General features: G+C 61.2%; 26 protein-coding genes. 14 read left to right on the forward strand and 12 right to left on the reverse strand.

From position 1 onward, the window contains the following. Window positions 1–22 precede the first annotated feature (22 nt). The 4 genes from IVB31_RS07515 to IVB31_RS07530 all read right to left on the reverse strand — a co-directional run bounded on the left by IVB31_RS07515 (window position 23) and on the right by IVB31_RS07530 (window position 3,891). Window positions 23–1,225: a radical SAM protein gene (locus tag IVB31_RS07515; RefSeq protein ID WP_247320419.1), complete on the reverse strand. Its 1,203-nt coding sequence runs from the start codon at window positions 1,223–1,225 to the stop codon at window positions 23–25. 108 nt (window positions 1,226–1,333) lie between these two features. Then, window positions 1,334–2,245 carry an aldo/keto reductase gene (locus IVB31_RS07520; protein ID WP_247320421.1) on the reverse strand — a complete coding sequence of 304 codons (912 nt, stop codon included), beginning with the start codon at window positions 2,243–2,245 and terminating at the stop codon, window positions 1,334–1,336. A 15-nt stretch (window positions 2,246–2,260) separates the two neighbouring features. After that, window positions 2,261–2,599, reverse strand: a complete 339-nt coding sequence (locus tag IVB31_RS07525) for a hypothetical protein (protein ID WP_247320423.1) — start codon at window positions 2,597–2,599, stop codon at window positions 2,261–2,263. A 263-nt stretch (window positions 2,600–2,862) separates the two neighbouring features. After that, window positions 2,863–3,891, reverse strand: a complete 1,029-nt coding sequence (locus IVB31_RS07530) for a glycoside hydrolase family 3 protein (protein WP_247320425.1) — start codon at window positions 3,889–3,891, stop codon at window positions 2,863–2,865. 195 nt (window positions 3,892–4,086) lie between these two features. On the opposite strand from IVB31_RS07530, the gene IVB31_RS07535 reads away from it, so the two are divergent. The 9 genes from IVB31_RS07535 (at window position 4,087) to IVB31_RS07575 (ending at window position 12,087) form a co-directional block, all read left to right on the forward strand. Further along, window positions 4,087–4,944, forward strand: a complete 858-nt coding sequence (locus IVB31_RS07535) for a phytanoyl-CoA dioxygenase family protein (RefSeq protein ID WP_247320427.1) — start codon at window positions 4,087–4,089, stop codon at window positions 4,942–4,944. 15 nt (window positions 4,945–4,959) lie between these two features. Beyond that, window positions 4,960–5,973 (forward strand): UDP-glucose 4-epimerase GalE, encoded by a 1,014-nt coding sequence (gene galE, locus IVB31_RS07540; RefSeq protein WP_247320428.1) that lies wholly within the window; start codon window positions 4,960–4,962, stop codon window positions 5,971–5,973. An 87-nt stretch (window positions 5,974–6,060) separates the two neighbouring features. Beyond that, on the forward strand, window positions 6,061–7,149 hold the full coding sequence (locus tag IVB31_RS07545) for a glycosyltransferase family 4 protein (RefSeq protein ID WP_247320430.1): 1,089 nt from the start codon (window positions 6,061–6,063) through the stop codon (window positions 7,147–7,149). Continuing rightward, window positions 7,146–7,775 (forward strand): hypothetical protein, encoded by a 630-nt coding sequence (locus tag IVB31_RS07550; protein ID WP_247320432.1) that lies wholly within the window; start codon window positions 7,146–7,148, stop codon window positions 7,773–7,775. Before IVB31_RS07545 ends, IVB31_RS07550 begins: the two co-directional genes overlap by 4 nt. 106 nt (window positions 7,776–7,881) lie before the next feature. Further along, window positions 7,882–8,709, forward strand: a complete 828-nt coding sequence (locus tag IVB31_RS07555) for an ROK family protein (RefSeq protein ID WP_247320434.1) — start codon at window positions 7,882–7,884, stop codon at window positions 8,707–8,709. 208 nt (window positions 8,710–8,917) lie between these two features. Beyond that, a complete protein-coding gene (locus IVB31_RS07560; RefSeq protein WP_247320436.1) occupies window positions 8,918–9,334 on the forward strand; it encodes a hypothetical protein in 417 nt (138 codons plus the stop codon). 72 nt (window positions 9,335–9,406) lie between these two features. Next, entirely contained in the window at window positions 9,407–10,753 is a 1,347-nt protein-coding gene (locus IVB31_RS07565; protein ID WP_247320438.1) for a hypothetical protein, read from the forward strand. 11 nt (window positions 10,754–10,764) lie between these two features. Continuing rightward, window positions 10,765–11,334, forward strand: a complete 570-nt coding sequence (locus tag IVB31_RS07570) for a histidine phosphatase family protein (protein WP_247320439.1) — start codon at window positions 10,765–10,767, stop codon at window positions 11,332–11,334. Between the two features lie 585 nt (window positions 11,335–11,919). After that, complete coding sequence (locus tag IVB31_RS07575) at window positions 11,920–12,087, forward strand: hypothetical protein (protein ID WP_247320440.1); 168 nt, start codon at window positions 11,920–11,922, stop codon at window positions 12,085–12,087. A 147-nt stretch (window positions 12,088–12,234) separates the two neighbouring features. Here the strand turns inward: IVB31_RS07575 and IVB31_RS07580 are convergent, their stop codons facing one another. Both IVB31_RS07580 and greA read right to left on the reverse strand, forming a co-directional pair. Next, complete coding sequence (locus IVB31_RS07580) at window positions 12,235–12,903, reverse strand: hypothetical protein (RefSeq protein WP_247320441.1); 669 nt, start codon at window positions 12,901–12,903, stop codon at window positions 12,235–12,237. A 43-nt stretch (window positions 12,904–12,946) separates the two neighbouring features. Next, window positions 12,947–13,435 carry a transcription elongation factor GreA gene (greA, locus tag IVB31_RS07585; protein ID WP_247320884.1) on the reverse strand — a complete coding sequence of 163 codons (489 nt, stop codon included), beginning with the start codon at window positions 13,433–13,435 and terminating at the stop codon, window positions 12,947–12,949. Window positions 13,436–13,674: 239 nt separating this feature from the next. Here greA and IVB31_RS07590 point away from each other — a divergent pair, with 239 nt between their 5' ends. Then, entirely contained in the window at window positions 13,675–14,838 is a 1,164-nt protein-coding gene (locus tag IVB31_RS07590) for an acyltransferase (protein WP_247320442.1), read from the forward strand. Window positions 14,839–14,920: 82 nt separating this feature from the next. On the opposite strand, the gene IVB31_RS07595 is transcribed toward IVB31_RS07590, so the two are convergent. Both IVB31_RS07595 and IVB31_RS07600 read right to left on the reverse strand, forming a co-directional pair. Further along, on the reverse strand, window positions 14,921–15,406 hold the full coding sequence (locus tag IVB31_RS07595; RefSeq protein ID WP_247320443.1) for a hypothetical protein: 486 nt from the start codon (window positions 15,404–15,406) through the stop codon (window positions 14,921–14,923). 158 nt (window positions 15,407–15,564) lie between these two features. Next, the gene (locus IVB31_RS07600; RefSeq protein WP_247320444.1) at window positions 15,565–15,903 is read right to left on the reverse strand and encodes a hypothetical protein; all 339 of its coding nucleotides are present in this window, start codon (window positions 15,901–15,903) and stop codon (window positions 15,565–15,567) included. 309 nt (window positions 15,904–16,212) lie between these two features. On the opposite strand from IVB31_RS07600, the gene IVB31_RS07605 reads away from it, so the two are divergent. Continuing rightward, window positions 16,213–16,446: a DUF3551 domain-containing protein gene (locus tag IVB31_RS07605; protein ID WP_247320445.1), complete on the forward strand. Its 234-nt coding sequence runs from the start codon at window positions 16,213–16,215 to the stop codon at window positions 16,444–16,446. A 347-nt stretch (window positions 16,447–16,793) separates the two neighbouring features. Further along, a complete protein-coding gene (locus tag IVB31_RS07610) occupies window positions 16,794–18,326 on the forward strand; it encodes a heme peroxidase family protein (protein ID WP_247320446.1) in 1,533 nt (510 codons plus the stop codon). A 362-nt stretch (window positions 18,327–18,688) separates the two neighbouring features. Here the strand turns inward: IVB31_RS07610 and IVB31_RS07615 are convergent, their stop codons facing one another. The 3 genes from IVB31_RS07615 to IVB31_RS07625 form a co-directional block, all read right to left on the reverse strand. After that, window positions 18,689–19,555, reverse strand: a complete 867-nt coding sequence (locus IVB31_RS07615; RefSeq protein ID WP_247320448.1) for a L,D-transpeptidase — start codon at window positions 19,553–19,555, stop codon at window positions 18,689–18,691. A 141-nt stretch (window positions 19,556–19,696) separates the two neighbouring features. After that, complete coding sequence (locus IVB31_RS07620; protein WP_247320450.1) at window positions 19,697–20,215, reverse strand: hypothetical protein; 519 nt, start codon at window positions 20,213–20,215, stop codon at window positions 19,697–19,699. A gap of 183 nt (window positions 20,216–20,398) precedes the next feature. After that, complete coding sequence (locus IVB31_RS07625; RefSeq protein WP_247320452.1) at window positions 20,399–21,946, reverse strand: acetolactate synthase large subunit; 1,548 nt, start codon at window positions 21,944–21,946, stop codon at window positions 20,399–20,401. A 297-nt stretch (window positions 21,947–22,243) separates the two neighbouring features. On the opposite strand from IVB31_RS07625, the gene IVB31_RS07630 reads away from it, so the two are divergent. Next, entirely contained in the window at window positions 22,244–22,822 is a 579-nt protein-coding gene (locus IVB31_RS07630; RefSeq protein ID WP_247320454.1) for a L,D-transpeptidase, read from the forward strand. A gap of 83 nt (window positions 22,823–22,905) precedes the next feature. After that, on the forward strand, window positions 22,906–23,721 hold the full coding sequence (locus IVB31_RS07635; RefSeq protein ID WP_247320456.1) for a DUF2927 domain-containing protein: 816 nt from the start codon (window positions 22,906–22,908) through the stop codon (window positions 23,719–23,721). A 33-nt stretch (window positions 23,722–23,754) separates the two neighbouring features. Here IVB31_RS07635 and IVB31_RS07640 read toward each other — a convergent pair whose 3' ends face one another. Then, window positions 23,755–24,561: a class I SAM-dependent methyltransferase gene (locus IVB31_RS07640; RefSeq protein WP_247320458.1), complete on the reverse strand. Its 807-nt coding sequence runs from the start codon at window positions 24,559–24,561 to the stop codon at window positions 23,755–23,757. Between the last annotated feature and the right edge of the window lie 17 nt (window positions 24,562–24,578).

Consider the following 24,578-nt stretch of genomic DNA (forward strand, 5'->3'; position numbering starts at 1 on the left):
ATCTCCGAGAGCCGTATCCATCTCAGACGAAATCCGCGTGCAGCGTATCCGGCACCGCCAGTTGATAGCCTCGCAGCGCTTCCTCCAGCTGAATGTCGCCGCGCTTCAGGAGTTCGAGTAGCTCATTCTGCGGACGGTAGAAGCAGGTCTTGCAGAGATCGGTCCGCATCGGATTGGACGCCTCCCATACTTCTCGCGGGCCGCCGGACAGTACCGTCTCGTAGCCGAGATCCACGACATCACCGATCCTGTAGCGCTCGTTAAGATGAACCTGCGGACATGGATAGAGGTGGCCATCCGCTCCGACGGCCGTGACAAAGCGACTGTAGTGACAATGCTTGAAATCGCCTTCCACATTGTCGCTCTGATCCATGGGGCCGCGGACCAGCTTGGGGATAGAGACCTCGAACTCGGTCGTCTGGTACTCGGCCGCGCGCCGCAGGCGCTCGGCGATTTCATCCATCCGCTGTTCGATGGTTTCGTGCCCGAGGGCCGAGTAGAACTCCGGCTCGAATCGGACATAGTGTGCACCCGACTCGCCGGCCAAGCGCGCAGCCTCGGTAACTTCGGCGTAATTTTCGAGCGTGATCACGTAGTTCAGCCCGATCCTGAATTCTGGATCCGCGGCGTTGACCCGCAGGTCCCTGATTGCCCCCAACAAGCGCCCGAACGATTCAGGCCGATGATGGGTGATCCGCGCGAACGTCTCGGGCGTGCCGGCATTCATGCCGATACGGACCCACGTATGAGTCTGCTTGATGCAGTCCGCAACGTCCGACTTGTGCAACCGCGTTCCGTTCGTGATCAACCCCAGGCGGAGGCCTTTTCCGAAAGCTTGTTGGCAAATCTCGACATAGCCGGGATGAGTCGTGCACTCGCCGCTTCCGCAAAAGGTGACCGCGCGCCCGCCGTTCAACGCAAACTGGCGCATCAGGACGACGGCCTTGTCGGTCGCGATGGAGTCCTTGTAGGAGAAGCGATCGTAGAACTGGGTTTCGTAGGACGAATGGAAGTTGCAGAAATTGCAGCGCATGTTGCAAGCACCGGTGATGCCGATCCGCATATGCACTGGGTTAAAGCTCTCTCCCTCGACGAATTTCCGGAGAAGATCCGAATGCGCCAGTACCTTGAGCGGCGAATGGCTCTCATCCAACGATACGCCGGGCAGGTGATCGGGGTTTTCCGGCAAAGCAGCTGTGAATGTCTCGTCGTTCAGCCTGAGCATCGCGCACCTCCAACACAACCCGTAATAGAATTTAGCATCCTCCCCCGAGTTCGTCTAGAGGTTGTGGAGATATAAATGCACATGTCGTGACATGCCGCGCATCGCGGTTCATGCAAACGAGTTACCTGCTGCGGCAAAGATCTCATACCAATCCTGCCGGTCGAGATCGAGGAAGCATCCGCGCGCGGCTTGCGTCAGCCGTTCGGGGTCGATCGTTCCGAGCACCGGCGTAATTTTGGCGGGCAGCCGCAATATCCAGGCAATCGCGACAGCTGTAATCGTGGCACCGTACCGATGCGCAACGCTTGCCATGACGTTGATGAGCTGTTCGTTCGCGGGATCGGTGAACAAACGCCCTCCTCCCAAAGGAGACCACGCCATCGCGACAATGCCACGCAATCGAATGTCGTCGAGAACGCCGTTGCCCAGGGCATCCGTCTTGAGAACGGACAACTCGATTTGATTGGTAACGAGTGGAAACGGAAGCGCTGCCTGCAGGACAGCGAATTGCGAGGAGGAAAAATTGGATACGCCAAAGCTCCTGACCTTCCCCTGCTCCGAAAGCTGCGTGAATGCCTCGGCAACCTCTTCACATTGCATCAAGACATCCGGCCGGTGGAGCAGGAAAACATCGAGATGGTCGGTACACAGCGCTCGCAGCGATCTCTCCGCCGACGCAACAATGTGCTCCCTGCTCCCATCGAGATGCAGGACGCGATGCTGCGGACTGAGCACGGAGGCCGGGGCGATCCCGCATTTTGATATCAGCTGGATCGAGTTCCGCCGGCCGGGGCGTGCGCGCAACGCGGCACCAAACATCTCTTGTGCCTCTCCACGCCCGTAAACATCTGCATGGTCGAAAGCGGAGATGCCGCATTCGACGCTGCTCTCTATGAATGCTTCGACCCGTTTGAGTTCGCCCCGCGATTGCTGCACGATTCGCCAGCAGCCCGCCACCAGGCGCGAAATGATCACGTCGGCCGCAATCTCCATTCTTGGGACGCTGGTTGCAGCCGGCATTGAGGGCCCCATGGATCAGATCGGTTGCGAAACGTTTCGGCACAGCAGCATCGCATCGGTTGCGAATTGCGCGGCGGGATATGAGTTTCGCTCCAGCCTGCGCAAGACTTTGGCTCCAAGGGGCGTCCCGACAACGAGGCTGCTCTTCGCCGATGCCGCGAGCCACTCGAAAGCCGTTCCGGTGTCCGTCGGAGTGTGGCTTGCATCGGCGCAATATCTCCCGAGCAGACCTGCAAGATGTGCGGCATTGCGCCGACGGCGGTCCTTTAGGAACACCCGTTGGGTTAGCCCCTCTCCCCGCACAATGGTCAAGAAATGGTCTTCAATCTCCTCGCTCTCGTCGCCCTCGATCATGACTTCATCCGACGGGACATAATAGGCCACGTAGCAGCAGCAGTAACGGGATGGCTTGGGAAAACGACGACCACCATGGCGAACCGTCGGAGCGCCCCACTGTCAGACCGCACGGATGAAGCGAATGTACCGGCTCTCCGGCTCACTAGCCGGACCCTGACGCTGCGCTTTCCTACTGAACGTATTGCAGGCTTGCATCTTCGTCAACTTAAAGATCCATTCCGAAGTTTCTCTACTTTACAGTGTGGTAGCAGGTAGTCGGCTCAGGAGGAACTGCCGAGAATCTCTCGAATGCGGCCCCGCGCCCACTCCGGATCGATGTCAGGACGCGCCCGTCCAAGGCGAATCCGCTCCGCCGCCTTGATGTCACTCAGAAGGCGGCTGGACATTGGTCTCGCAACCTTGGCAATGCTTTCCATCTCGGCCATGTCGCCATTGCAGTGAAGCGCCAAGTCACAACCGGCCGCCAGCGCCTGCGTCACGCGAGCGCTCACCTCGCCCGTCAACGCGTTCATCGACAAATCGTCCGTGATCAAGATGCCCTTGAATCCGATGCGTTGCCGGATGACGTCATTGATCACGAAGGGCGACAGGGTTGCGGGGTGATCCGGATCAACCACTCGAACGAGCGCGTGGGCCGTCATGCCCCACGGCATGGAAGCGAGCGCTCTGAATGGCACAAAATCTGTCGCATCGAGCTGATCGAGACCTTCCGCAATGACCGGCAGCGCCAGATGGCTGTCGACCATCGCGCGGCCGTATCCAGGCAAATGCTTGATCACGGGAAGAACGTTGGCATCGAACAGGCCCTCGCAGACGGCCCGCCCCATCTCGCTCACCAGAACAGGATCCGGTCCATAGGCGCGACTTCCGATCATTTCGTGCGCACTGGGGATGGGGACGTCGATCGTCGGCGCGCAGTTGACTGAAATTCCGACCGAATTCAGATCGAGGCCGATCAGCATGCTGTTCAACCGGACCGCCTCGAGCGCCGCCGCGCGGTCGGCACGTGCTGCATCGCCGAATGCGCGCGCAGCCGGATAGGCAGGCCAGTGGGGCGGCTTAAGGCGAGAAACCCGCCCCCCCTCCTGATCGATCAGCACCGGCGCATCGCCACGGCCAATCGAACTTCGCAAATCGTCAACCAGCGTTTTTATCTGATCCGGGGCGACGCAATTGCGTCCGAACAAAATAAAGCCGAGCGGATTGGCCTCCCGGAAGAAGCGGACCTCAGCGTCGCTGAGCACCGGGCCGGCGCAGCCGAATACAACCGGCAAGGGGTTATTCGTCATCGTCATTTCTCCCAGCGAGTTTTCATCGCAGCACGCGATGTAATGCCCTCGATCATAATCCTTCGTCCAGCCGAACTGAAGATTGCCGCGCGAGCTTTTCGCGCATCCGGACAACTCGCCACAGGTTTTAGGTACTGTACAACCCCAATTTATGGTTGTACGCTATCTACGGTTGTTTTTTCTTAGAGAGACACAATGACCGGGACGCTGACATCCAATTCCGCCAAGATCCCGTTCAACGATCGATACTTTGGCGATCTCCGCGCAACGCCGTGGACCAACCGATCTCCCGAAAGCCTGCGGCAGGCGTTCCGTGATCAAGGCTACCTGTTCCTGAAACGCTATCTCGATCGCGGAGAGGTACTCGATCAGCGCAGCAAGTATTTTGCGGGCTTCCCATCGTCGCTTTTCAAGCCGGGAACCAGGCAAGAGGACGGCATCTTCTCCGGCGCATTCCCGACCGATCTGCCACCGCACGGCGCATCCGATCATCCGGCGCATCCCTTCGTGCGCACCAGAGAGTTCGAGCGCTTTGTCGACTCCGAGCGACTGCAATTCCTTTCGCAAATCCTGCTGGAGCACTCGGTGACGCGCCTGCGGCGCACACCGCTTCGCCATTTTGTTCGCGGGCGCAGCGTCGCGTCGCGTGCGCATATCGACTTTTCCTATCTCGATTGCGGCACGTCCGAGCTTGTCACCATCTGGATTCCAATCGGCGATTGTCCGCTGCGCGCAGGCGGACTGATCTATCTTGAGGATTCTCAGCAAATCGAATTCGCGTCGGTGCGAACGGCACTCTCGTCGGATCGCGCGCATGATCACAGACCCCTCACACACGAGTTGCAGGAGCTCGCCGACCTCACCGGCCGACGTTGGCTCTGGGCGGATTTCGAGGCGGGCGATATCGTCGTCCATTCGCCCTTCATGGCGCACGCTTCGGTGAACAGCGAGACCGACTTGATGAGGGTGTCTACCGACGTCCGATATGCACGCAGCGATGCGCCGGTCGACCCCAGATGGAGAAGTGACTGGAGCGCGACCGATGGTTTCTGAGTCGGGCTGGCGATAATGACCGTGCTGGTCACGGGTGGCGCAGGCTATATCGGTAGCCATACCGTATTGGCCTTGCTGGACGCCGGAGAGCCCGTCGTCGTGGTCGACAACCTGTCTACCGGCTCTCCCGACGCATTGCCTCGACACGTCCCCTTGCTCGTGCAGGACATCGGGGACGAGGCAATGATGGCGGGGATCATACGATCGTACGGCGTCGATGTTATCATCCACCTCGCCGGATCCGTCGTCGTGCAGGACTCGGTTCGCGATCCCCTCGCCTACTACCGCAACAACACGGTGGCGGCTCATGGTCTGCTAAGTGCGGCAGTCCGGTGCAAGGTCAAGCACTTCGTCTTCTCCTCGACAGCGGCTGTCTACGGAAACCCCGCCCAGCTGCCTGTCCCGGAAACAGCGGCGACGGATCCGCAATCGCCCTACGGTGCATCAAAGTTGATCGTCGAGCGAATGTTGCAGGACGTCGCGGCTGCGCACAGCATGCGATACGTAATTCTGCGATACTTCAATGTGGCGGGGGCAGACCCGGACGGTCGAGCCGGTCTTTCGGCTGCAAACGCGACACATTTGATCAAGATCGCAGTCGAACTCGCGACCGGACAGCGCTCGCAAATGGATATATTCGGGACCGACTATCCGACTCCGGATGGCACTTGCATCCGAGACTTCGTCCATGTGAGCGATCTCGCCCAAGTTCATCGCATCGCCGTGTCGCATCTTGCCCGGGGTGGCCGATCCGCGATCCTAAACTGCGGGTATGGACGAGGATACTCCGTCCTTGAGGTACTCGCTTGCGTTCGCAAGCTGTCTCGGAAGGATTTCACCATAAGACACGCTGAGCGCCGCCCCGGGGACATCGTCGCGATGGTTGCCGACGTCAGACGGATCCGGAGCGAACTCGGATGGGTGCCGCAACATGACGATCTCAACGCCATGATCGCCGACGCGCTTGCATGGGAAAACAAACTGGTTGCGCTCCGCAACCTCCGCAAGGATAGCGCTGCCTCCGCTTGAAATGACGACAGACATGTCACTTCGCCCCGCTCTCCAGCCGAATGCCTCTCGCGATGGCGCCATGCCTTCTCCTGGCGCCGCACCGCCATGAGAGAGCCCCGCTGCACAGAACCGCAGGTCATCGTGCCCAACTTGCACTGGCACTACTCCGGGGTGACAGCAACGAGCCAGGCGTTGCTGCCGATCATCGGCCGCATGATCAACACCGCTTGGTTCGGGCCGGACGCCCCGGCTGGTGCCAGCCGGCTAGGCCTCGCAGCCCTCCTCAGGCTTCGGGCCAAACGCGGGCTCGTCGTTTGGCACGCCCGGCGCAACAACGACATGATCGTCGGTGTGCTCTTGAAATCGCTGGGTTGGCCACTCAGACTGGTCTTTACCTCGGCCGCGCAGCGAAAACATAGCAGGATGACCCGCTGGCTCATTTCGCGCATGGATGCCGTCATATCTACCAGCCAGATATCGGCATCGTACCTCGCCCGACAGTGTACAGTGATTCATCATGGCGTGGATCCGGAGAATTACAAGCCGGCCGACGATCGCGCCGTTGCCTACGCGGAGACAGGTCTGCCGGGTCGCTACGCGATCGGCTGCTTTGGGCGCGTACGAAAGCAAAAAGGCACCGACATCTTCGTGGATGCCATGTGCAGCCTTCTGCCGCGCTACCCCGAGTTCAGCGCCGTCGTTGTCGGCGCGATTGCAGCCGATGAAGCCGGATTCGCGGCCGAGCTCAAGGCGCGGATAGCGGACGCGCATCTCCAGTCACGCATCGTTCTTTGCGGCAATCTCTCCACCGAGGAAGTTCGGCGCTGGTATCAGAGAATTGTGATATTTGCCTTCACCTCACGGAACGACGGATTCGGGATAACCCTGATCGAGGCGATGGCGGCAGGTGCCGCAGTGGTGGCTTCGAGAGCCGGCGCGGCGGAGATCGTCATAGAGAACGGCAGCCTCGGGATTTTGGTGCCCGCAGGCGACGCGCAGGCGCTCGGCTCGGCAATCGAAACGCTCATGCAAGACCCCGTTGCACGGGCAGCCATGGGAGCCCGGGGAAGAACGCATGTCGTCTCAAAATTCAGCCTCGACGCCGAGGCCAGCAGGATTGTGGAGGTCTATCGCTTGCTGCTCGCATCCCCAGGCGTATGCGAGGCCGAAGGCTACGCGGAGAGCAGCCGATGACCGTCATATCGCCTCGATCGACAGGACTTCTGCGCGCCGCGAACGTGGCAACGTATGTGCGGCTGTTCCTGCTCGCTCTGGTATGGCTTCTCGCTCACAACGGGCTGATGGCCTCCGCCGGGGCCGTGGCGGCGGCGTGCCTCGCCTTGGGCCTTCTGACCGGATTCATTTCCCGACGTGACGGGCGAAGGGAGACGAGCGAGGCGCGACTTACCGCTGCACCTGACGTCGTCATGCTGATATCCGCGCCGGTGTGGCTCTATTGGCTGGATCCGAAAGCGGTCAGCGAACACGCCGGCCATTTCGCACTGTTCTGCAGCTATCCCATTTCGGCCTGCGTGCTCGTGCTCATCAGGCGCCGCCGCAATATCAGCGGATACTCCTATCTCGGAAAGCTCGGAACGTTCGTCGTGTGGGTCTTCATGATCTACATATTCGAGACGGGATTGAGCTGGCCGATCATGATCGGCGCGGTGATTCTGTCCCATATCTACCTGGCGGAAGACCTGATGCTCCTCGCGCTGAATGACGATCTCGATGACGAGTCCAAGCAGATCATGTTCGGACGGGTGGTGCTTTCACGCCTATTTCAGAAGAAATCCGACGGGAGGGAGCTGGAAAGCTAGCCGGGCCAGCCCGGGTTGTCCGACTCGAATTTGTTGACTGATAGAATCCTTGTCGCAATAGTTACGCCGGTTGTACAAGAGCAGGGCTGGGTCAATGAGCGGACCGATGATCGGCATCGACATCGGCGGCAGCAAGATACTTATTTGCGTCATTTCGCCGTCCGGTGACATCTGCGTCAAGTTCAGTGGACCAACCACATTGGGGACATCCAGCGAAGACCTCGCCGGGGTTATCAATGATGTTATCGGTCAGCTGCCCAATCCGCCGGTGGCGATCGGCATTGCCGTGCCGGGGCTTGTTCAAGACGGCAGAATCGTCGTTTCCGACGTCTTGCCGAAGCTATCCGGCTGGAGTCCCGCCAGATCGGTTGCCTTCAAATGTCCGATAGTCGTCCTAAACGATGCCGAAGCAGCGCTCGTGGAAGCTGCGACCGGTCTTCCTCAAGGATCCACTGCAGCGATGGTGATGGTCGGCACCGGAATCGGTGTCGCTCTCCAGATTGAAGGGCGTATTTTTCGCGGAGCGCGCGGTTGGGCCGGTGAGCTCGGCAGCGTTCCGACGTCTCCAGAGGGACCGCTTGTCACGCTCGACAGTGTTGCCGCCGGAGGGCCACTCCTTTGTGAACTCGGAATCGAAACCGCTGGTACGCCGTTCGGTCCCGATCGCGTTACCCAGTCCGACCGGACCAAGATCGAGCGCGCCGGCAGAGCGCTTGGTTTCGGCCTTGCTACGCTGATCAATATTCTCAACCCGGACCGGATCATCCTGGGGGGCGGCACGTTTCGCTTTCCCGGATATCTCGACAGCGCACTCGAAGCCACCAGGATTCGCTCGCTTCCACAGCTATGGGATGCATGCGTCATCGAGATGTCGAGTGAAAGTGAAGCGCTCGTTGCGCGAGGGGCAGCCAAGCACGCACGCAGCCTGCTTTGACGCGGCGTTTTCGACCTAAAGTGCAGCCCCATGTTTCGGGAAGCCACGTGCGGCACGTTGATGGCTGGCGACCTTCGGAACAGAGGCCCGTCCAAGCCATGAAAATTTGCGGTGGCCATTTGGCGGACGTTTACATCAGGTAGTAATAGGAGCACATCACAACCGAGCGCGTTTTTGCTCAATCATTCGCTCTTGATGGAGACCTTCGATGGCAGACAAGATCGGAATGAACGACCTGGCCGAACTCTATGCCAAGGCGGCAAAAGAGAGGCACGAAAATCTTCAAGCGATCATCATCGAAACCGCGCAACAGCTTAGCGCTGCCGAAGGTGCGGAAGCTTTCGTCGCGGAGGCAAGAACCTTGATCGACCGCGAGATCGCGGTGGGAGAGACTGCCGCGGTCGAAGCGGGCGAAGCTGCCGCAGCCGAAGCGTTGGCGATAGAGGCTGGCGACATGAAGGCCGCCGAAACCGCCGGCGCCAAGGCGAGTGAATTTGCATTTGCAGAGTCGATCGCTATCGAAGCCGCCGAAGCAATTGGAGCCGAGGCTGCCGTTGCGGAAGCGACCTTTGCCGAGGCTTCGGAAGCAACTGAAGCAATCGGCTCATTCCTGAAGCAAATCTAGACTGCGCGGTATATTGGTGACACCTTCCGGCCGAAGGCCGGAGGTGTTCCCTGATCCTCTCACGGTGCCTGGGTGAGCGAGCGTCAATCCTCTTCCATTTCGAACTTTCGTGACGCGCTTTTGCGCGACACGTTTCAATGGTGCGTCGAGCACTCTGCATTCTACCGCCGGAGATTTTCAGCCATTTCCCAATTCGGCGGCCTCTGCGATCTGCAGCGGCTGCCGATCTTGCGTCGGGACGAGATTATCGCCGAGCATTCGGACTTCCTTTGCGATGCCGGCCCACCTGCCTATGTGCAGTATACGACCGGCACAACTGGCACGTTCCTTCCACTCTTTCGCAGCTACGCGGAAGCAGCCTTCATCAGCGAATTCTACAATGCGCGTGCCATGGGGCATCCGGGAATCACGCGCTCCAAACGCCCGCTCCACTTAACGTTGACCAGCGCCTACCATGGCGCAGGAACTCCGATTCCGGGCGTCGCGTATGTTCTTAGCGCGGGTGTGTATGATCGCACCCAGGCAGTTCAGGCAAGGAACCTGCTCGAAAGCACGTATCGGTTTCCCGGGGTTGAGGAACGTGTCTCCGCTATCGTCGGCGGGGATATTCTGATTCGCGCGCTGACGGCCTTCTTGATGGACGAAGGCATCGATCCCTCCTGTTTCTCGGTCAAGACGCTGATATTGACGGGCGGGTACACTTCGACCCGCACCAAGTCGCTGCTCGGCAACCTGTGGAACGCGACGGTGATCGATCGCTACAGCTTGTCAGAGATATTTGGAGGCGCAGTCCAGGCCTATCCCGGCGGTCCCTGGATCTTCGACGTGGAGATCATTCCGGAATTGGTAAATCCCGTGACGCTTCAGCCCGTTGCTGCGGGAATTGGTGTGCTGGTCCTCACGAGCTTGTTTCCGTTCTCACAGATGATGCCGATGGTTCGGTACTACACGGGCGACCTCGCCGAGATCGTCGCGGGGAGGAGCGCCGGCGACGATTTTGCGATACGCCTGCTCGGCCGAGAGAGGCGGTCGGCAATCGAGAGCAGGTGCAGCACCGTGAGTCCGCTGGTGCTGTCCGCGGATCTTCACGACATCCTCGAATCCCTTCCGGACGTCGCCGCGACGCCGCGCTTCGCAGGCGTCGCATCGGACGCGGCGATGGAGTTTGCAGGCAAGCACCATTATAATTTGGATGTTCATAAGGATGCGCACGGCCTGATCGACAAGATCCGCATCGATGTTGGCCTGCGCTATTCGCCATGGCTCCACAGGGATCGTGCGGATCTCATCGCAACCCAAGTCAGGGATGCGCTTTACGAAAAATCGCCGCGGTTGCGCGAGAGAGTCCTGACCGACGACCTCGAATTCACGGTCAATCTCCTGCATGGCGGAAAGGTCGCTCCTTTCTCGATGAAATAGGTTCGCTCCTCATGCTGCGGATGCATCTCATTCGTCACGCCATCTACGAGGGCTATTGTCCAGGTTCGGCGCGCTACATCGGACGTACTGACCCGCCATTGTCCGCGGAAGGCCGCACGCAGGCTATGCAGCTCGGACAATCCATGCCGGAACTCCCGAACGTGCAGGTCTTCGCGAGTACCGCACGGCGGGCCAGCGAGACCGCCGCGCTGGCGTTTCCCCGGGCCAACATCCGGAGGATTAGCAACGCAATGGAAATCGACTATGGAAGGATCGAAGGCCTCAGTGTGCCGGAAGCCGCGCGTCTCTATCCCGAACTATTCTTGCCAGCTCCTGGGCGCGACAGCCCGATCGATTTCAGGTCGGTTGGCGGCGAAGCGATAGGCGATCTGATCGTCCGCGTCAGGCAAGTGGCCGCCGACGCGGAGCCATTCGACGAGGTAGTCCTGGTCAGCCACGCCATCTTCCTTTCAGCGATGTGCCACCATCTCCTAGGCGGCATCCCCACAGACATCGCGTTCGGCTTCTGCACCCGGGTAACACTGGACAAAAAGGGAGGCGAATGGTCGCGCGCACGCTAGCGGCTTCCACAACGTCGCATGAGACGGCTGGGTTGGCCCCGGGCCATCCGCGCAGCCGTGCCACTTCCGCATAGTGCCCGTTTCGACATTGATACGCTGATTGAGACTATCCCAAGCCGTGGCCGTCTCAGGCGATATGGCTCTGGGTCCGTGCGTGTCGACGTCGACATCGCCCAGATGCAACTCCATTTTGGAAGAAGAGGCCAGGCGCCGCAATTGGATCGGCCCCGGTCGTCTTCCACGATCTGACTTCCGCACCGTCTGCCACAAGGCAAAGGTGCGGCAACTTTTCCGGTCTCGTCTCCCGCGCCACGCCCTCCGGATGGCCGTCGAAGGGCCGGCACCTCGCGGATGCCGAAGTGCGACGACAGGGAACGCACGGGATGCAGCCACGGCGGACGGCTGTCCGGACCCGTCCGATTAAAAATCGAAAAACAACCCCATGCACAGTAGCCGGGGCGAGCGAAAACAATGGGTTACGCATTTTCCGAACTGAATTTGACCCGTCGGGCAAAACAGGGGCAGGATGCGATCATCTGCAATGATTGAAGGCTGCTTCGCGCCTGCCCGAAACAGGAGGCCGACTTGATGGCTTTGACGCCAAACGCGTGTGCAAAGCGCTCCGGTGGGCTTGCAAACGTCGTGTCCGAAGATTCCGGGCTGATCGCGTTTGCTCTGGATCGAATGGCCGATGGCGTGGATTTTGCCGACGCACTCCACTTGGGCGAGCTGCTTCCTGCGATGCCTTCCTGACGTTTGATCAGCGCTTCGTCAGATCAGCGAAGGCACTTGGCTTGGCCAAGGTCCGGTTGCCGTAATCGCGTTCTGCGCGCCAGAGGCTGCGACATCTCCAACGGCCTTCCACCATCAGAGACCTCGCGAGCGGCGCCGCGAACGAGATCAATCCCGCCGCCATGCCGCGTAGAGACCGACGAGAGTCCCGATGGCGACCAGCCCTGCCGCAAGCAGCACCTGCAACTGCCCATCGTCGGTGGCGCCTACGGAGGACACCAGTCTGGTCGCGACGACGAACAGAATGCCCACAGCGGCCGCTGCACCCACGCTGAGATAGGCGAGCTCTCGCGCCAGGTTGCGGCCGAGAAGTCCGAGTGCCGTGAAATACATCGCGCAAGCGTTGGGATGAACGAACAAGGCAATTCGCGCGTAAGGACCGTAGGCGTCGAGGAAGGACTCACATCGGCTCAGTCCCGCTTTAGAGGCAACCCGCTGCAACAACGGTCTGAAAAAACGAGCCTGTCCATAACTCAGGACGGCGCCCACAATGATGGCCAGCCACGCCATCATGAAAACAGAGACATCCGCAGGTTTCGGATTGAGCGCCACGGACATCAGGATGAGGGCGGTTCCGGGAAAATAGCCAAAATACGGGAAGACCGACTCCAGGAGCACGCAGACGAACATGAAGACCGGAAACCATGGTGAACCGGTCGCACCCTGGACGATGGCGTTCAAGTCGAAGAGATCAGTCTTGTACAAGACGATGTACATGCACATGGCCAATCCGGCCAGCGCGTAAAACGGCAAGGCTCCCGACAGAAACCCTCTCATCCAACGGGGCTTTGCTTCGCGGACACAGCGGGGATCATCGATATCAGCCCGACGTGATCGAGAGAATCTCGATCTCCTGCGCACCTGAGCCCACGACGTCGCCAACCGCTTTTCCCATCAGCGACTTCGCGACTGGTGCTACGAACGAAATCGAGCCCTCCTTCGGATCGGCTTCGTCCTCACCGACGATGCGATAGGTCTGCACGCGGCCGTCGGCGCGGCTGAAGGTCACCGTGCTGCCGAAGGCGACGATATCGGTCGAGGCGGGGGTGGCAATGACCTGCGCCGTGCGCAGTCTTTCCGTCAGATAGCGGGCGTCCCGCAAGGGCACCGCCGACTGCCGGCGCTTTTCGTTGACGTCCTCGATTCGTTGCGCGGCTTCATAGGCCTCGCGCGCGGCTTGAAGCTGCGTCTGCAACGCCTGCAAGCCTGCTTCCGTCACGAGGTTGGGATGAGGCGAGACCGGCCGATCGGGCAACAGCGTCTCGGCGGCGGTCTCTGCGCTCTCTTCTTTGGTAAAGGCGACGCTCAACTGATATCCCATCGAACTGTATCGAGTGAAGGCTTTGTCCCTCGGTTTCCAGCAACCGAAGCGATTAATGAGCGCGAGAAACCGGGGCAATCCCGTCGTTCTGCCACAGCATAACGCTCAGAATTTGACGCCCGGTCGTGCAATTGGCGTTCAAAAAACCGGCTTGCCTTCCTGGTTCCATTGTTTCATATTGCAATGCAATATTTCTGTGCTTTTGTGCTGAATTTCGGTAGGTTTTGATGTCTGGCGTGACGATTGCGGCTCGTATCGACGAGGTTAACGGGCGTTCCAGCGGCTTCGATTATCTGCGCATCCTTCTCGCGTTCGGGGTGGTTGTCTATCACACCCTTCTCACGACCTATGGGCTGGACGCCGAGGACGAATTTGTTTCCGGCGTTTTTCATCCGCTTATCGCGCTGATCCTGCCCTGTTTTTTCGCGTTGAGCGGCTTCCTCGTCGCGGGAAGCCTGGAACGATCAAGGAATCTGGCGGAATTCCTGGCATTGCGCGTGCTGCGGATTTTTCCGGCGCTATCTGCCGAGATCTTGCTGTCGGCTCTCTTGGTCGGTCCCGCGGTCACGAGCCTGGCTTGGAAGGATTATTTCTCCGATCCACTCTTCTTCAGATACTTTTTCAACATTGTCGGTCACGTCCAGTTCAAGCTTCCGGGCGCCTTCGATAGCAATCCATTTCCGCAGATCGTGAACGGCCAACTCTGGACAGTGCCATTCGAGCTCGAGTGCTACATCGCGCTCAGCGTCATGACCCTGATCGGCGCGGTCAGATACAGATATGTTCTGCTGCTGCTCGTTGCCGGCCTGAATTTGGCGTTCGTTGCGAAAAATATCATCTCTCCGCCGATTGTCGGCGTTCATGGCGTTCTCACCGGACGTCAACTCGTCATGACATTCTTCTACGGCGTCATGATCTACCGCTTCAAGGACAAGCTGGTCTGGAGCAGCTGGGCCTTCGCGATTTGCGCGCTCGCGTCAGTCGCCCTTCTTTGGCGGCAATCCACTGCCTGTGACTACCTGGCCCTTCCGTTCATCGCGTATGTCACGGCATATTTGGGGCTCACTGATCCGAAGCGCCTCCTGATCGTCAAAATTGGCGATCTGAGCTATGGCGTCTTCCTGTACAGCTTTACGATACAGCAGTTGGTGGTTCACCTTGGGGCAAAGCAATGGTGGACAAATCTGTTGGCAACCATTCCGCTTTGCCTGCTGTTCGCTCTGTTTTCGTGGACATGCGTTGAAAAGCCGTTCCTCGGATTCCGCAAGCATCTGGTCAAGCTAGATCCGCTCGTGGATTTTTGCACCACCACGTTTGGCAGGTTCATCGATCTCGTCACGAAGAAGCGTACGTCCTTACCGCCCGGCGGCGAACGCCTGGCAGACGGTTAGTTCTGACTGCGTGCTGAGCGAAATTCAGTCCGAACAAACCCGGTGTCGCTCGCGTTAAGGAACGCGCCCGGAGATTTCCGGATCATATCTCAAGTTCGACGAAACGGCGCAGCTTGAAGACGAGGTCCGGCATGGTCTGGCGGAACCGCGTTGCATTCTGAAAACTGGTCGAGAACGGCGCGAAGGTGATCATCGCGTTCCAGTGCCTGTAACCGTAGACCGTGACGGACGCACCCGTCGCCGGAAAATTCTCCATCTTGCGCAGCTCGCTCAGCACGAGATCGGCGATCGCTTCAGCAGGGAGCAATTGCTTGCCATCAGGCGTCGTGGCGATCTTCGCTGGCGGCTCGACCGGCTTGGTGACAGCCGGCGCGGCGTCGGACGTGTTCTTGGGCGTGGCCGGCGCTGCATCGGCGATGGGCGGCTCGACCGGCTCAAATCCGTTCGCGGGCGCTATCGGCGGAACATCGAAGAGCGGCGGCGGAGCAACGAGGTCTGCGCGCTTGCTGCCTCCCAGGATGCTGCTGATCATGGCCACAAGGCCAGCATCCTTCACGTCGTCGCTCATTACTCCCCCCAAGCTTCGGCCTACTCTAGCACCGCTCGCGCCGACCGCCACCGGGGATGTATGGCAGGATTCCGCCCGGCCAAGGCGCTATCTTAAAAGCCGTCACGCGATGGCACCGGCGGCGCAACGCCTGATCACGACGCGCCGCCTGCGATCCGCTACTGCTTATCGAACGGAACATATTGCTGGTACTGCTTGGGCACCGAGCTGCGGTAGCGCGCGGGCACAGTGCCGCTGTCGACCGAGTGATCGATCTCCTGCTGCCGCGTCATCTTCTTCTTCGCCGGCTTCTTCGACGCGCTCTTCTTGGAGTCGGTCGGCTGGCTGGAAGCGTCGTTGGTGACAGCCGGCGCTGTCGTCGTCGCTGTTGGCGCGGTGGTTGTCGTCGCAGGCGCTGCGGCTCCGCCGGCGGCTGGTGCGCCCTGGGCCTGCGCGAACGATGTTTGAATGAGAAGCGCCAGCGCTGCTGTCGCAGCCAGCAAGTATGACCTTTGCATTAGTACCTCCAAAATACCTGATCCGAATGAGACAAGCGTAGTTCTCCGGGAACGACGCGTGCAACTCTAGTCACGTGAAGCCTGTCCACGTGAAGTCTGCTCACGATAGGCCGGAACCCCATCGTGAACTGTGGCCGAGATCACATTGCCGGCTGCCGGCTGCGTCATGATGTACCTCGTCGCGAACGCAAGCCATTCCGCCGACACCAAGACAGGCAAGACCATGCATCAGACGAGCTCTTGAGGCGAGATCCTGAAGCATAGAACTTGGCTGATCGTCCTATCCACCCGCTCTCGAAGGAGACTGAAATGCGTCGCACCATCCTCACTCTCGCATCGCTCGCGGCCCTGATGGCCGTAGCATCTCCGGCCGCCCAGGCACATCCTGCGAACGATCGATATTGCCTGCAGGGGCGCATGTGGGGCTTCCCCGGCAACTGCCAGTTCTCGAGCTATCAGCAGTGCCTCGCCACCGCCTCCGGCACGTCGGCTTATTGCGGCGTCAATCCGCGCTACGCGTTCTCGCAGCAGCGCGACTACTGACGACGTGGCGGCGTGCGCGCGCATGACGCGCACGCCGCCACGATTTTTAGGTGAAGACTTCTTCCTTAAACTTGCCGCTTCGCCGACGGTCCGGCGAATTGACACGGCACGAACTGCTCGCGCCGGTCGATGACGAGAATGTTATCCGTCATCCTTCCGGGAAAATCTGCAAGGCGCGCCCGCAGCTTGTTCGCAATGCCCTCCTCCAAAACAGCACGATGCCGCGCGTTGTGTGAAGCAGTTCGCTTGTGGCGTCGCGTCCCCTGATCTAGCCTGAACTGCATATTATGCTGAAAACAACTTTAGCTTTATTGGCACCGTCGTGACTTTTCAGGGAGGTTTTTCAAATGAGCAGCCGCCACGCAATTGTTCCGCGCGGACTGAACGCAACGCGTTCACCGCTTTCCCAAGGCCGCTTCGGCCGCATGTTCCGCATCAAAGCCGCGACGTTCGGCCAGAATGATGCCGACAATGTCGCAAACCTGTCGGCCCTGGCCGACAAGATGGTCGCCAGCTTCGACGTACCGAAGAACGGGCCGGACGCGGAGGAGAGCGGCATTCCCGCGCTCTACACCTATTTCGGACAGTTCATCGACCACGACATTACCTTCGATCCGGTAAGCTCGCTGACCAAACAGCAGGATCCTGACGGGCTCGTCGACTTCCGCACGCCGTCGCTGGACCTGGACAATCTTTATGGCCGCGGTCCGAACGACCAACCCTATATGTATGACGGCATCAAGTTCCGCCTCGGCGAGACGTTGAGCGGCGCCGGGGTGCCGGATGCCATCGACCTGCCCCGCTTCAAGGGTCGTGCGCTGATCGGCGATCCCCGCAATGACGAGAACACCATCGTCTCGCAGTTCCAGGCCTTGATGCTGCGCTTTCACAACCGCATGGTCGACGATAACGACAGCCTGTCGTTCGAGGACGTGCAGCGGCGCGTCCGCTTCCACTATCAATACGTGGTTCTGAACGACTTCCTGCCGCGCATCGTCCACGCCAGCGTGCTCGACGCGCTGAAGACCGGGGGCAGATACGACCGCAGCAAGCTCGCCCACTACCACTGGAAGACCTATCCGTTCATGCCGGTCGAGTTCTCGGTCGCGGCCTACCGGCTCGGGCACTCCATGATCCGTCCGGGCTACCGGCTGAACGACGCGGACAACATGCTGCTGCAGATCTTCCCGGACCCCAACAATCCCGACAAGAACGCACTGACCGGCTTCCGCGCGATGGGCCCGGGACGCGCCATCGACTGGGGTCGCTTCATCGACCTCGACATGCGCGCTTTTGGTGACGAGAACGACGACACCAGTCCCGACAACAAGCGGCGGCTTCAGTTCGCCTATCGCATCGATACCTCGCTGGTCGATCCGCTCCGCAAGCTGCCGCCGGAAGTCGCCTCTAATCCGTCGTCGCTGGCGCTGCGCAATCTCGAACGCAGCTGGCGGCTCGGACTGCCGTCCGGCCAGGACGTCGCCAGGGCGATGCAACTGACGCCGCTGACCGACGACAAGATCATCATTGGCAAGGCCGTCGACGAGGCAGGGCCGGGCGACCCGCAAACCAAGATCGCGACCATCGCGAACGGCGTATTTGCCGGCAATTGTCCGCTCTGGGCCTACATCCTGGCCGAGGCGCGGCACTCGCAGGCCGACGTCCCGATCCCCGTCACCGGAGGGCCCGGCACCGTCAAGACGCCGCAGCTCGGCCCCGTGGGCGGTCGCATCGTCGCCGAAGTCTTCCTCGGCATGATGTTCGGCGACCACTCCTCCGTGCTGTCGCTCGATCCGCAATGGACGCCGGTGACCGGCCCCGGCTTCGCGCTGAAGGATATCGTCGCCTACGCTCTCGGCCAAGGCGATCCGCTGCACTGAGCGCGTGACGATCGATGATACAAGGGCCGCTCGTGTCATGCGAGCGGCCCTTTTGCCACCCGGTCCCGACGGGAGGGCTATCGCATATGAAGAAAAACGTGGCGGGCAGCTTACCCGCGGCGCATCCTTCGAGACGCCCGCCTACGGCGGCCCTCAGGATAAGGACGGAGTGCGTGGCAACATTTCGACCGGCAAAGCTGCCGCTCAGCCTCATCCTGAGGAGACCGCAAAGCGGTCGTCTCGAAGGACGAGGCACTTGCTCAGGCCCTTCCGAGATGTAGCATCTGCCATGCCTCAGAAGCTGACTTGAAAGCGACGACTTGAATGGCCTTCTTGTCCTCAATTGCAGACCGAGGATTGAGCTACTGAACCTCGGCGATCTTCGGTCCGGATGACGGCGTCTGCGCGTTGGCTGCCGAGAGCCGTTTCGGCAGCGATGCCGGGTCCGGCAATCGGAAAGCGGCGTCGGCCGGCGCCGGCTGGAATGGCCGGCGGGCAGCATTTGCCGGAAGCACGATCACTTTCGCGCCGACTTTCACCCGCTCGTAGAGGTCCACGACGTCGTCATTGGTCAGCCGGATGCAGCCGGACGACACCTTCTTCCCGATCGTATCGGGGTTGTTGGTGCCGTGAATGCGATATTCGGTCTCGCCGAGATACATCGCGCGGGCGCCGAGCGGATTGCCGGGACCGCCGGCCATGAAGCGCGGCAGATAGGGCTGACGTCCGATCATCTCCGTCGGCGGATGCCAATCCGGCCATTCCGCCTTGCGGGCTACGGTCTGCTCACCGGACCATGTGAAACCTTCGCGGCCGACACCGATGCCGTAGCGCAGTGCTTGCGCGTCGTTCAGAACGAAATAGAGGAATGTGTTCTTGGTATCGATGATCACGGTGCCCGGCGTCTGGCGGCTGGCGTAATCAACCACCTGCCGAACCAATGCCCCGGGACCGTCAGCGGCTTTTGGTGGCTCGACCAGAGGCGCAGGGATCGGGGCCGGAATCGGAGCCGGAGCCGGCGCCGATGCATGAACTGGCGTTGCCACGTAGACCGGGGTTGACGATGCCATGGCTTGGTGCGCTGACGGCTTCCCTATCGGCTGCACGCTCGCCGGCCGAGACAGCCAGCCGTACCCCACCGCGGCGACGGCTACGACGCCAACTGCGACTCTCGCGGCCATCGGTAGCGCGAACGTCTTCGCCTTTCCACGTTTGGCTCGCTTGCTCATATCTTTCCCCAGGTCACCATGCCCAAGAGAGGTACCCGGCAAGATTTAAGAAACCTCGAAACGATTTCGCTCCGGCTGGAACCGTTAGCCGTGGTTAACGCCGGATTCTTGTTGGGCAAGTGGGACGAGTTCCGCTTCGCCCTAATGCGCGGCTCCGAGTCCGATCTCCGCGAGCCGGGTCGCGAACCAGCGCGACAGCGGCTGATCGATGACGCCGCTGACATACACCTCCGAAACCGTCACATGGTGCCTGTCCAGCACCAGCAGCACGCCGATCCAATAGGCGAACCAGACATGCGCATCGGTCAGCGCCATCAGCTTGTGCCGGTCGTGCTCGAGCGAGGTGTGATTGCTCGCCTTGCGTATCTCGACGGTGAGGAGGTTGTTCGGGATCTCGCGCTGATGCACGACGACATCGGGATAGATCGACTTGCCCAGATGATCATCGGTGGAGATGATGGTGCCGTGCGGCAGATGCAGCGTGCGCTCGCCGAGCCGGTCGTAGTTGCAGTCGACCGACCAGCCGGAGAATTGCTTCTCCAGATGCACGGCGAAGCGGTGCGTGATCGCACGCTCGCCGATGTCCTTCTCGAACAGGAATGCTTCGTGCGCGTAGAAGTCCCGGAGCGCCGCGATCACCTTGTTCAGCTCGGTCTGCATCGTGCCTCCGGGCCCTCGCGCGCATTCCGATGCGCCGTCACCAGACCCTCATGGTGAGGAGCGCGGAACGCGCGTCTCGAACCATGAAGGCCCGTATCCCGCCTGTCACCATCCTTCGAGACGCCCGCGTAACGCGGGCTCCTCAGGATGAGGGCCGGAATTCGCGGCGCGATCGACCAGTCCCTACATCTGGACTTCGATCAGCCGCGGCCCGGGCTCGGCGACGGCTTCGGCCAGCGCCTTGTTGAACTCGTCGGCGTTGGTGACGGCGCGGCCGGGCACGCCCATGCCCTTGGCCAGCGCCACGAAATCGAGCGTCGGACGGTCGAGCCGGAGCATGTCGTTGGCGCGCTGGCCGGGCTCGCCGGCGCCGACATTGTCGAACTCGCCGCGCAGGATCTGGTAGATGCGGTTGGCGAACACGATGGTAACGATGTTGAGGTTCTCTCTCGCCTGCGTCCACAGCGACTGGATCGTGTACATCGCGCTGCCGTCGCCGACCATGCAGATCACCTTGCGGTCCGGACAGGCGATCGCGGCACCGATCGAGAGCGGGGTCGAGAAGCCGATCGAGCCGCCCATGTTCTGGAGCCAATCGTGCGGCGCGGCGGCCGCCGTCGGCGGGAAGAAGGCGCGGCCGGTGGTGAGCGATTCGTCGACCATGATCGCGTTCTCGGGGATCGCGTACGCAATTGCCTGCGCGATCGAGGCGTGGGTCAGCGCGCCGGTCGGCTTGAGCAGTTCAGCCAGGGCCTGCGGCTTGACGTCCTTGGCGCTGGCCTTCACCGCGCCCGCAAGCGCCTCGAGCGCTGCGACCGAATTCTCACCCCAGGAGGTCATGCGATGCACGTCGCAGCCCTCGGGCTTGAGGATGCTCGGCTTGTTCGGATAGGCGAAGAAGGCCACGGGATCGTCGGACTCGACCAGCACGATGTGGCGGAACTTCGCCAGCATCGAGAGCGCGTTGTCGATCACGTAATGGATGCGGTCGATCGAGAAGCGGCCGCGGCCGCGCGCCATCCTCGGACGGAAGGTCGGGCCCATCACGGTGCAGCCGGTCTTGGCGGCGATGCGCTCGGCCAGCGCCAGGCCCTGCTCGCTCAGCGCACTGCCGGTCATCAGCAGCAGCGTGCCCTCGCCGTCGCCATGCAGGATTTTTGCGGCCTGCTCGACCGCCTGCGGCGAATAGCTCGCGCGCTGCTGCTCGGCGGGAACCTCGGCGATGCCGTCGGCCTCGTTCCAGGCGGTGTCGGCCGGCAGGATCAGGGTCGCGATCTGCGGCGGCGCGCTTTTCGCGGCGGCAATCGCTGCGGCCCCGTCGGCGGCGACCGATTTGGCGTTCGGCGAGGTGCGGACCCAGGACGACATCGGCCGGGCCAGGCCCTCGATGTCGGAGGTCAGCGGCGCGTTGTAGCCGATGTGGTAAACGGCGTGCTGGCCGACGATGTTGACGATGCCGGAATTCGCCTTCTTGGCGTTGTGCAGATTGGCAAGGCCGTTGGCGAGGCCGGGACCGAGATGCAGCAGCGTCGAGGCAGGCTGGCCCTTCATGCGGAAATAGCCGTCGGCAGCACCGGTCACCACGCCTTCGAACAGGCCGAGCACGCAGCGCATGCCGGGCACCCGGTCGAGCGCTGCGACAAAATGCATCTCGGAGGTACCGGGGTTGGAGAAGCAGACGTCGACCCCGCCCTTGACCATCGTCCGCACCAGACTTTCCGCACCGTTCATCCCAAGGCTCCCGTCATTTCAAGGCTCCCGCAACCGGCAATGTCCAAAGATCCGTTCGATCAATCATTGTTCGCCGCCTCCGTCAAAGCAATAGCAGGCCTTGCGGCCCTGCCCCGCGTCGGGATGCGCCGGTTTGGCTAACGTTTTTCGGCAAACTGGTCTGGTTGCCGATTTGGTAACGCCAATCGTTAAGCATGGCCTTTCTCCAAAGACGGGCCTCACGGGGCCGTGGCTTGCGAAAAGCCCGCAAATATGGCCTGTAACTTCAGTTGAATCGATTTTTTGCTGGGGGAAACAATGATCCGGTTTTTTGCCGCGCCGATTGCCGCCATCGCACTGCTGTCGGCCACCGCCGGCGGCGCATTGGCCGAGGAATTCGACTCGCGCGACATCATGGGCGGCGGCCCGAACTTCTTCCGCGGCGGCTCGAGCCCGGTCCCTCGGACCACCGTCATGTACAACGGCAATTACGCCCCCGGCACGATCGTGGTGAACACCTCAGAGCGCCGGCTCTATCTGGTGCTCCAGAACGGCCAGGCGCTGCGCTACGGCATCGGCGTCGGCCGCGACGGCTTCCGCTGGGGCGGAGTGCACAGGATCACCGCCAAGAAGGAATGGCCGGACTGGACGCCGCCGTCGCAGATGCTGGCCCGCCGGCCGGACCTGCCGCGTCACATGAAGGGCGGCGTCGAGAATCCGCTCGGCGCGCGCGCGATGTATCTGGGCTCGACGCTCTACCGCATCCATGGCTCCAACGAGCCGGAGACGATCGGCCAGGCGGTCTCCTCGGGCTGCTTCCGCATGACCAATGACGACGTCAGCGACCTCTATGGCCGCGTCGGCGTCGGCACCACCGTGGTCGTGCTCAACAACTAGCGGGCGGCCATCTGCGGGAACCCGCGGCCGCGTGAATATGCGGTCTTGTGCGTCGCTTCCGAATACGGCAGCGTCATCTGGCAATGAGCGCATTGGCCCAGCCTTCGTCCGGCTTTCGCATCGCCCTGCTGGCGCTCGCCACCGCCGCGTTCGTCCCTGACACCGCTACCATCGCCGTCGCGGGCGAGCTGCCCGCGATCGCCTCGCGCCAGCGCGCCGAGAAGAAAAGCTTTACCGACGGCGAGATCGTCGATGGCTTTCTGAAGACGGCGTTCGGCGCCGAATACCACCTTGCCGGCCGCGTCGACCGCATTCGCAAGTTCGACGGTCCGGTGCGCGTGTTCGCCGACAGCGACCGCGCGGACCGCAAGGCGCAGCTCGCAAAAGTCGTGGCCGACATCGGCAAGCACGTGGAGCATCTCGACATCGCCATGACCGGGACCAGCGAGGCGGCCAATGTGCGGGTGAAGCTCGTGCGCGACCGCGATCTGTTTCGCACCATCTCGAGCTTCTACGGCGCGGAGAAGGCGCGCGAGATCCGCACCTCGCTCGATCCGCAATGCCTGTCCGGTTTTCGCAAGAACGACAATTTCGAGATCGAGCATTCCGACGTCATTCTCACCGTCGACAACGGCGATTTTACCTTCCTCGACTGCGCCTATGAGGAACTGCTGCAATCGCTCGGGCCCATCAACGACACCGCGAGCGTGCCGTGGACGATGTTCAACGACAACGTTTCGATGGGCTATTTCGACGTCTACGACCAGTACATCCTCAATCTGCTCTACGATCCCCGCATCAAGCCGGGCATGACCGTGCAGGAGGTCAGGGCGGTGATGCCCGAGGTGCTCATCGATGTACGCGCCTGGGTGAAGCGCGTGAACGATCTGAAAGAGTGAGGCCTTCTCCCACAAGGGGAGAAGGCAAAGCAGTCACGCTTTCCTCGCCTTTGTCATCAGGAACTGCTGGCGCATCACGTTGTTGCTTCCGTCGAAATATTCGGAGATCAGCGCCTCGAACTCGCCGCGGAAGCTCCGCAGCTTGTCCGGCTCGTCCTTGTACTGGGCGAGGAGCTTGATCAAAGGCCCGATCGTCGTTTCCATGGTGCGACGGAAATGCTGCGGGCTCAGTGCGGACGGATTCATGATGTCCATCTCGAAGGAGATGTCCTTCACTTTTCCTGCGAGACGTTCGGCGACGATCTTCGGATCACCCCACGACACCGGTGACGCCACGCCCTCCGGCGGCGGCATGTGGCGGCCGATCAGCGCGAACATCCGTCCGACGTAGAGATGCGGCGGCCAGCTGGAGAAGGCGATGGTGCCGCCGGGCTTCAGCACGCGCAGCATCTCGCCGATGGCGACGTCCGGACGCGGCGCGAACATGTGGCCGAACTGGCTGAGCACCACGTCGAACTCGTTGTCGCCATAGGGCAGGCTTTCCGCGTCGCCTTCGGCGAAGTCGAGATCGAGGTTCGCCAGCTGCGCATGCTCGCGGGCGCGCTCGATCAAAACGGGCGACAGGTCGAGGCCCCTGACCTTCGCACCGCGGCGCGCCGCCGTGATCGCGGCAACGCCGGTGCCGCAGCCGACGTCCAGCAGCCTTTGGCCGGTCGCGACCCCGGCGAAGTTCACGAGCTTGGCGGCCGACGGTGTCGTGAACACTTCCATCGGCGTGAACAGCGACCAGGCTTCCTTCTGGACTGCCTTGAAACCGGCAAACGGGTCTTGCGCGGTCATGGAACTCTCCCTTCGCT

Origin of the sequence: Bradyrhizobium sp. 21 (assembly GCF_023073335.1) — a bacterium.
GTDB lineage: Bacteria > Pseudomonadota > Alphaproteobacteria > Rhizobiales > Xanthobacteraceae > Bradyrhizobium.

What these genes read in the sequence shown, in the direction of transcription:
- IVB31_RS07515 (WP_247320419.1), bottom strand. Translation starts at nt 1,225, where the DNA reads ATGCTCAGGCTGAACGACGAGACATTCACAGCTGCTTTGCCGGAAAAC.
- IVB31_RS07520 (WP_247320421.1), bottom strand. Translation starts at nt 2,245, where the DNA reads ATGCCGGCTGCAACCAGCGTCCCAAGAATGGAGATTGCGGCCGACGTG.
- IVB31_RS07525 (WP_247320423.1), bottom strand. Translation starts at nt 2,599, where the DNA reads ATGATCGAGGGCGACGAGAGCGAGGAGATTGAAGACCATTTCTTGACC.
- IVB31_RS07530 (WP_247320425.1), bottom strand. Translation starts at nt 3,891, where the DNA reads ATGACGAATAACCCCTTGCCGGTTGTATTCGGCTGCGCCGGCCCGGTG.
- IVB31_RS07535 (WP_247320427.1), top strand. Translation starts at nt 4,087, where the DNA reads ATGACCGGGACGCTGACATCCAATTCCGCCAAGATCCCGTTCAACGAT.
- galE (WP_247320428.1), top strand. Translation starts at nt 4,960, where the DNA reads ATGACCGTGCTGGTCACGGGTGGCGCAGGCTATATCGGTAGCCATACC.
- IVB31_RS07545 (WP_247320430.1), top strand. Translation starts at nt 6,061, where the DNA reads ATGAGAGAGCCCCGCTGCACAGAACCGCAGGTCATCGTGCCCAACTTG.
- IVB31_RS07550 (WP_247320432.1), top strand. Translation starts at nt 7,146, where the DNA reads ATGACCGTCATATCGCCTCGATCGACAGGACTTCTGCGCGCCGCGAAC.
- IVB31_RS07555 (WP_247320434.1), top strand. Translation starts at nt 7,882, where the DNA reads ATGATCGGCATCGACATCGGCGGCAGCAAGATACTTATTTGCGTCATT.
- IVB31_RS07560 (WP_247320436.1), top strand. Translation starts at nt 8,918, where the DNA reads ATGGCAGACAAGATCGGAATGAACGACCTGGCCGAACTCTATGCCAAG.
- IVB31_RS07570 (WP_247320439.1), top strand. Translation starts at nt 10,765, where the DNA reads ATGCTGCGGATGCATCTCATTCGTCACGCCATCTACGAGGGCTATTGT.
- IVB31_RS07580 (WP_247320441.1), bottom strand. Translation starts at nt 12,903, where the DNA reads ATGAGAGGGTTTCTGTCGGGAGCCTTGCCGTTTTACGCGCTGGCCGGA.
- IVB31_RS07590 (WP_247320442.1), top strand. Translation starts at nt 13,675, where the DNA reads ATGTCTGGCGTGACGATTGCGGCTCGTATCGACGAGGTTAACGGGCGT.
- IVB31_RS07595 (WP_247320443.1), bottom strand. Translation starts at nt 15,406, where the DNA reads ATGAGCGACGACGTGAAGGATGCTGGCCTTGTGGCCATGATCAGCAGC.
- IVB31_RS07600 (WP_247320444.1), bottom strand. Translation starts at nt 15,903, where the DNA reads ATGCAAAGGTCATACTTGCTGGCTGCGACAGCAGCGCTGGCGCTTCTC.
- IVB31_RS07605 (WP_247320445.1), top strand. Translation starts at nt 16,213, where the DNA reads ATGCGTCGCACCATCCTCACTCTCGCATCGCTCGCGGCCCTGATGGCC.
- IVB31_RS07610 (WP_247320446.1), top strand. Translation starts at nt 16,794, where the DNA reads ATGAGCAGCCGCCACGCAATTGTTCCGCGCGGACTGAACGCAACGCGT.
- IVB31_RS07615 (WP_247320448.1), bottom strand. Translation starts at nt 19,555, where the DNA reads ATGAGCAAGCGAGCCAAACGTGGAAAGGCGAAGACGTTCGCGCTACCG.
- IVB31_RS07620 (WP_247320450.1), bottom strand. Translation starts at nt 20,215, where the DNA reads ATGCAGACCGAGCTGAACAAGGTGATCGCGGCGCTCCGGGACTTCTAC.
- IVB31_RS07625 (WP_247320452.1), bottom strand. Translation starts at nt 21,946, where the DNA reads ATGAACGGTGCGGAAAGTCTGGTGCGGACGATGGTCAAGGGCGGGGTC.
- IVB31_RS07630 (WP_247320454.1), top strand. Translation starts at nt 22,244, where the DNA reads ATGATCCGGTTTTTTGCCGCGCCGATTGCCGCCATCGCACTGCTGTCG.
- IVB31_RS07635 (WP_247320456.1), top strand. Translation starts at nt 22,906, where the DNA reads ATGAGCGCATTGGCCCAGCCTTCGTCCGGCTTTCGCATCGCCCTGCTG.
- IVB31_RS07640 (WP_247320458.1), bottom strand. Translation starts at nt 24,561, where the DNA reads ATGACCGCGCAAGACCCGTTTGCCGGTTTCAAGGCAGTCCAGAAGGAA.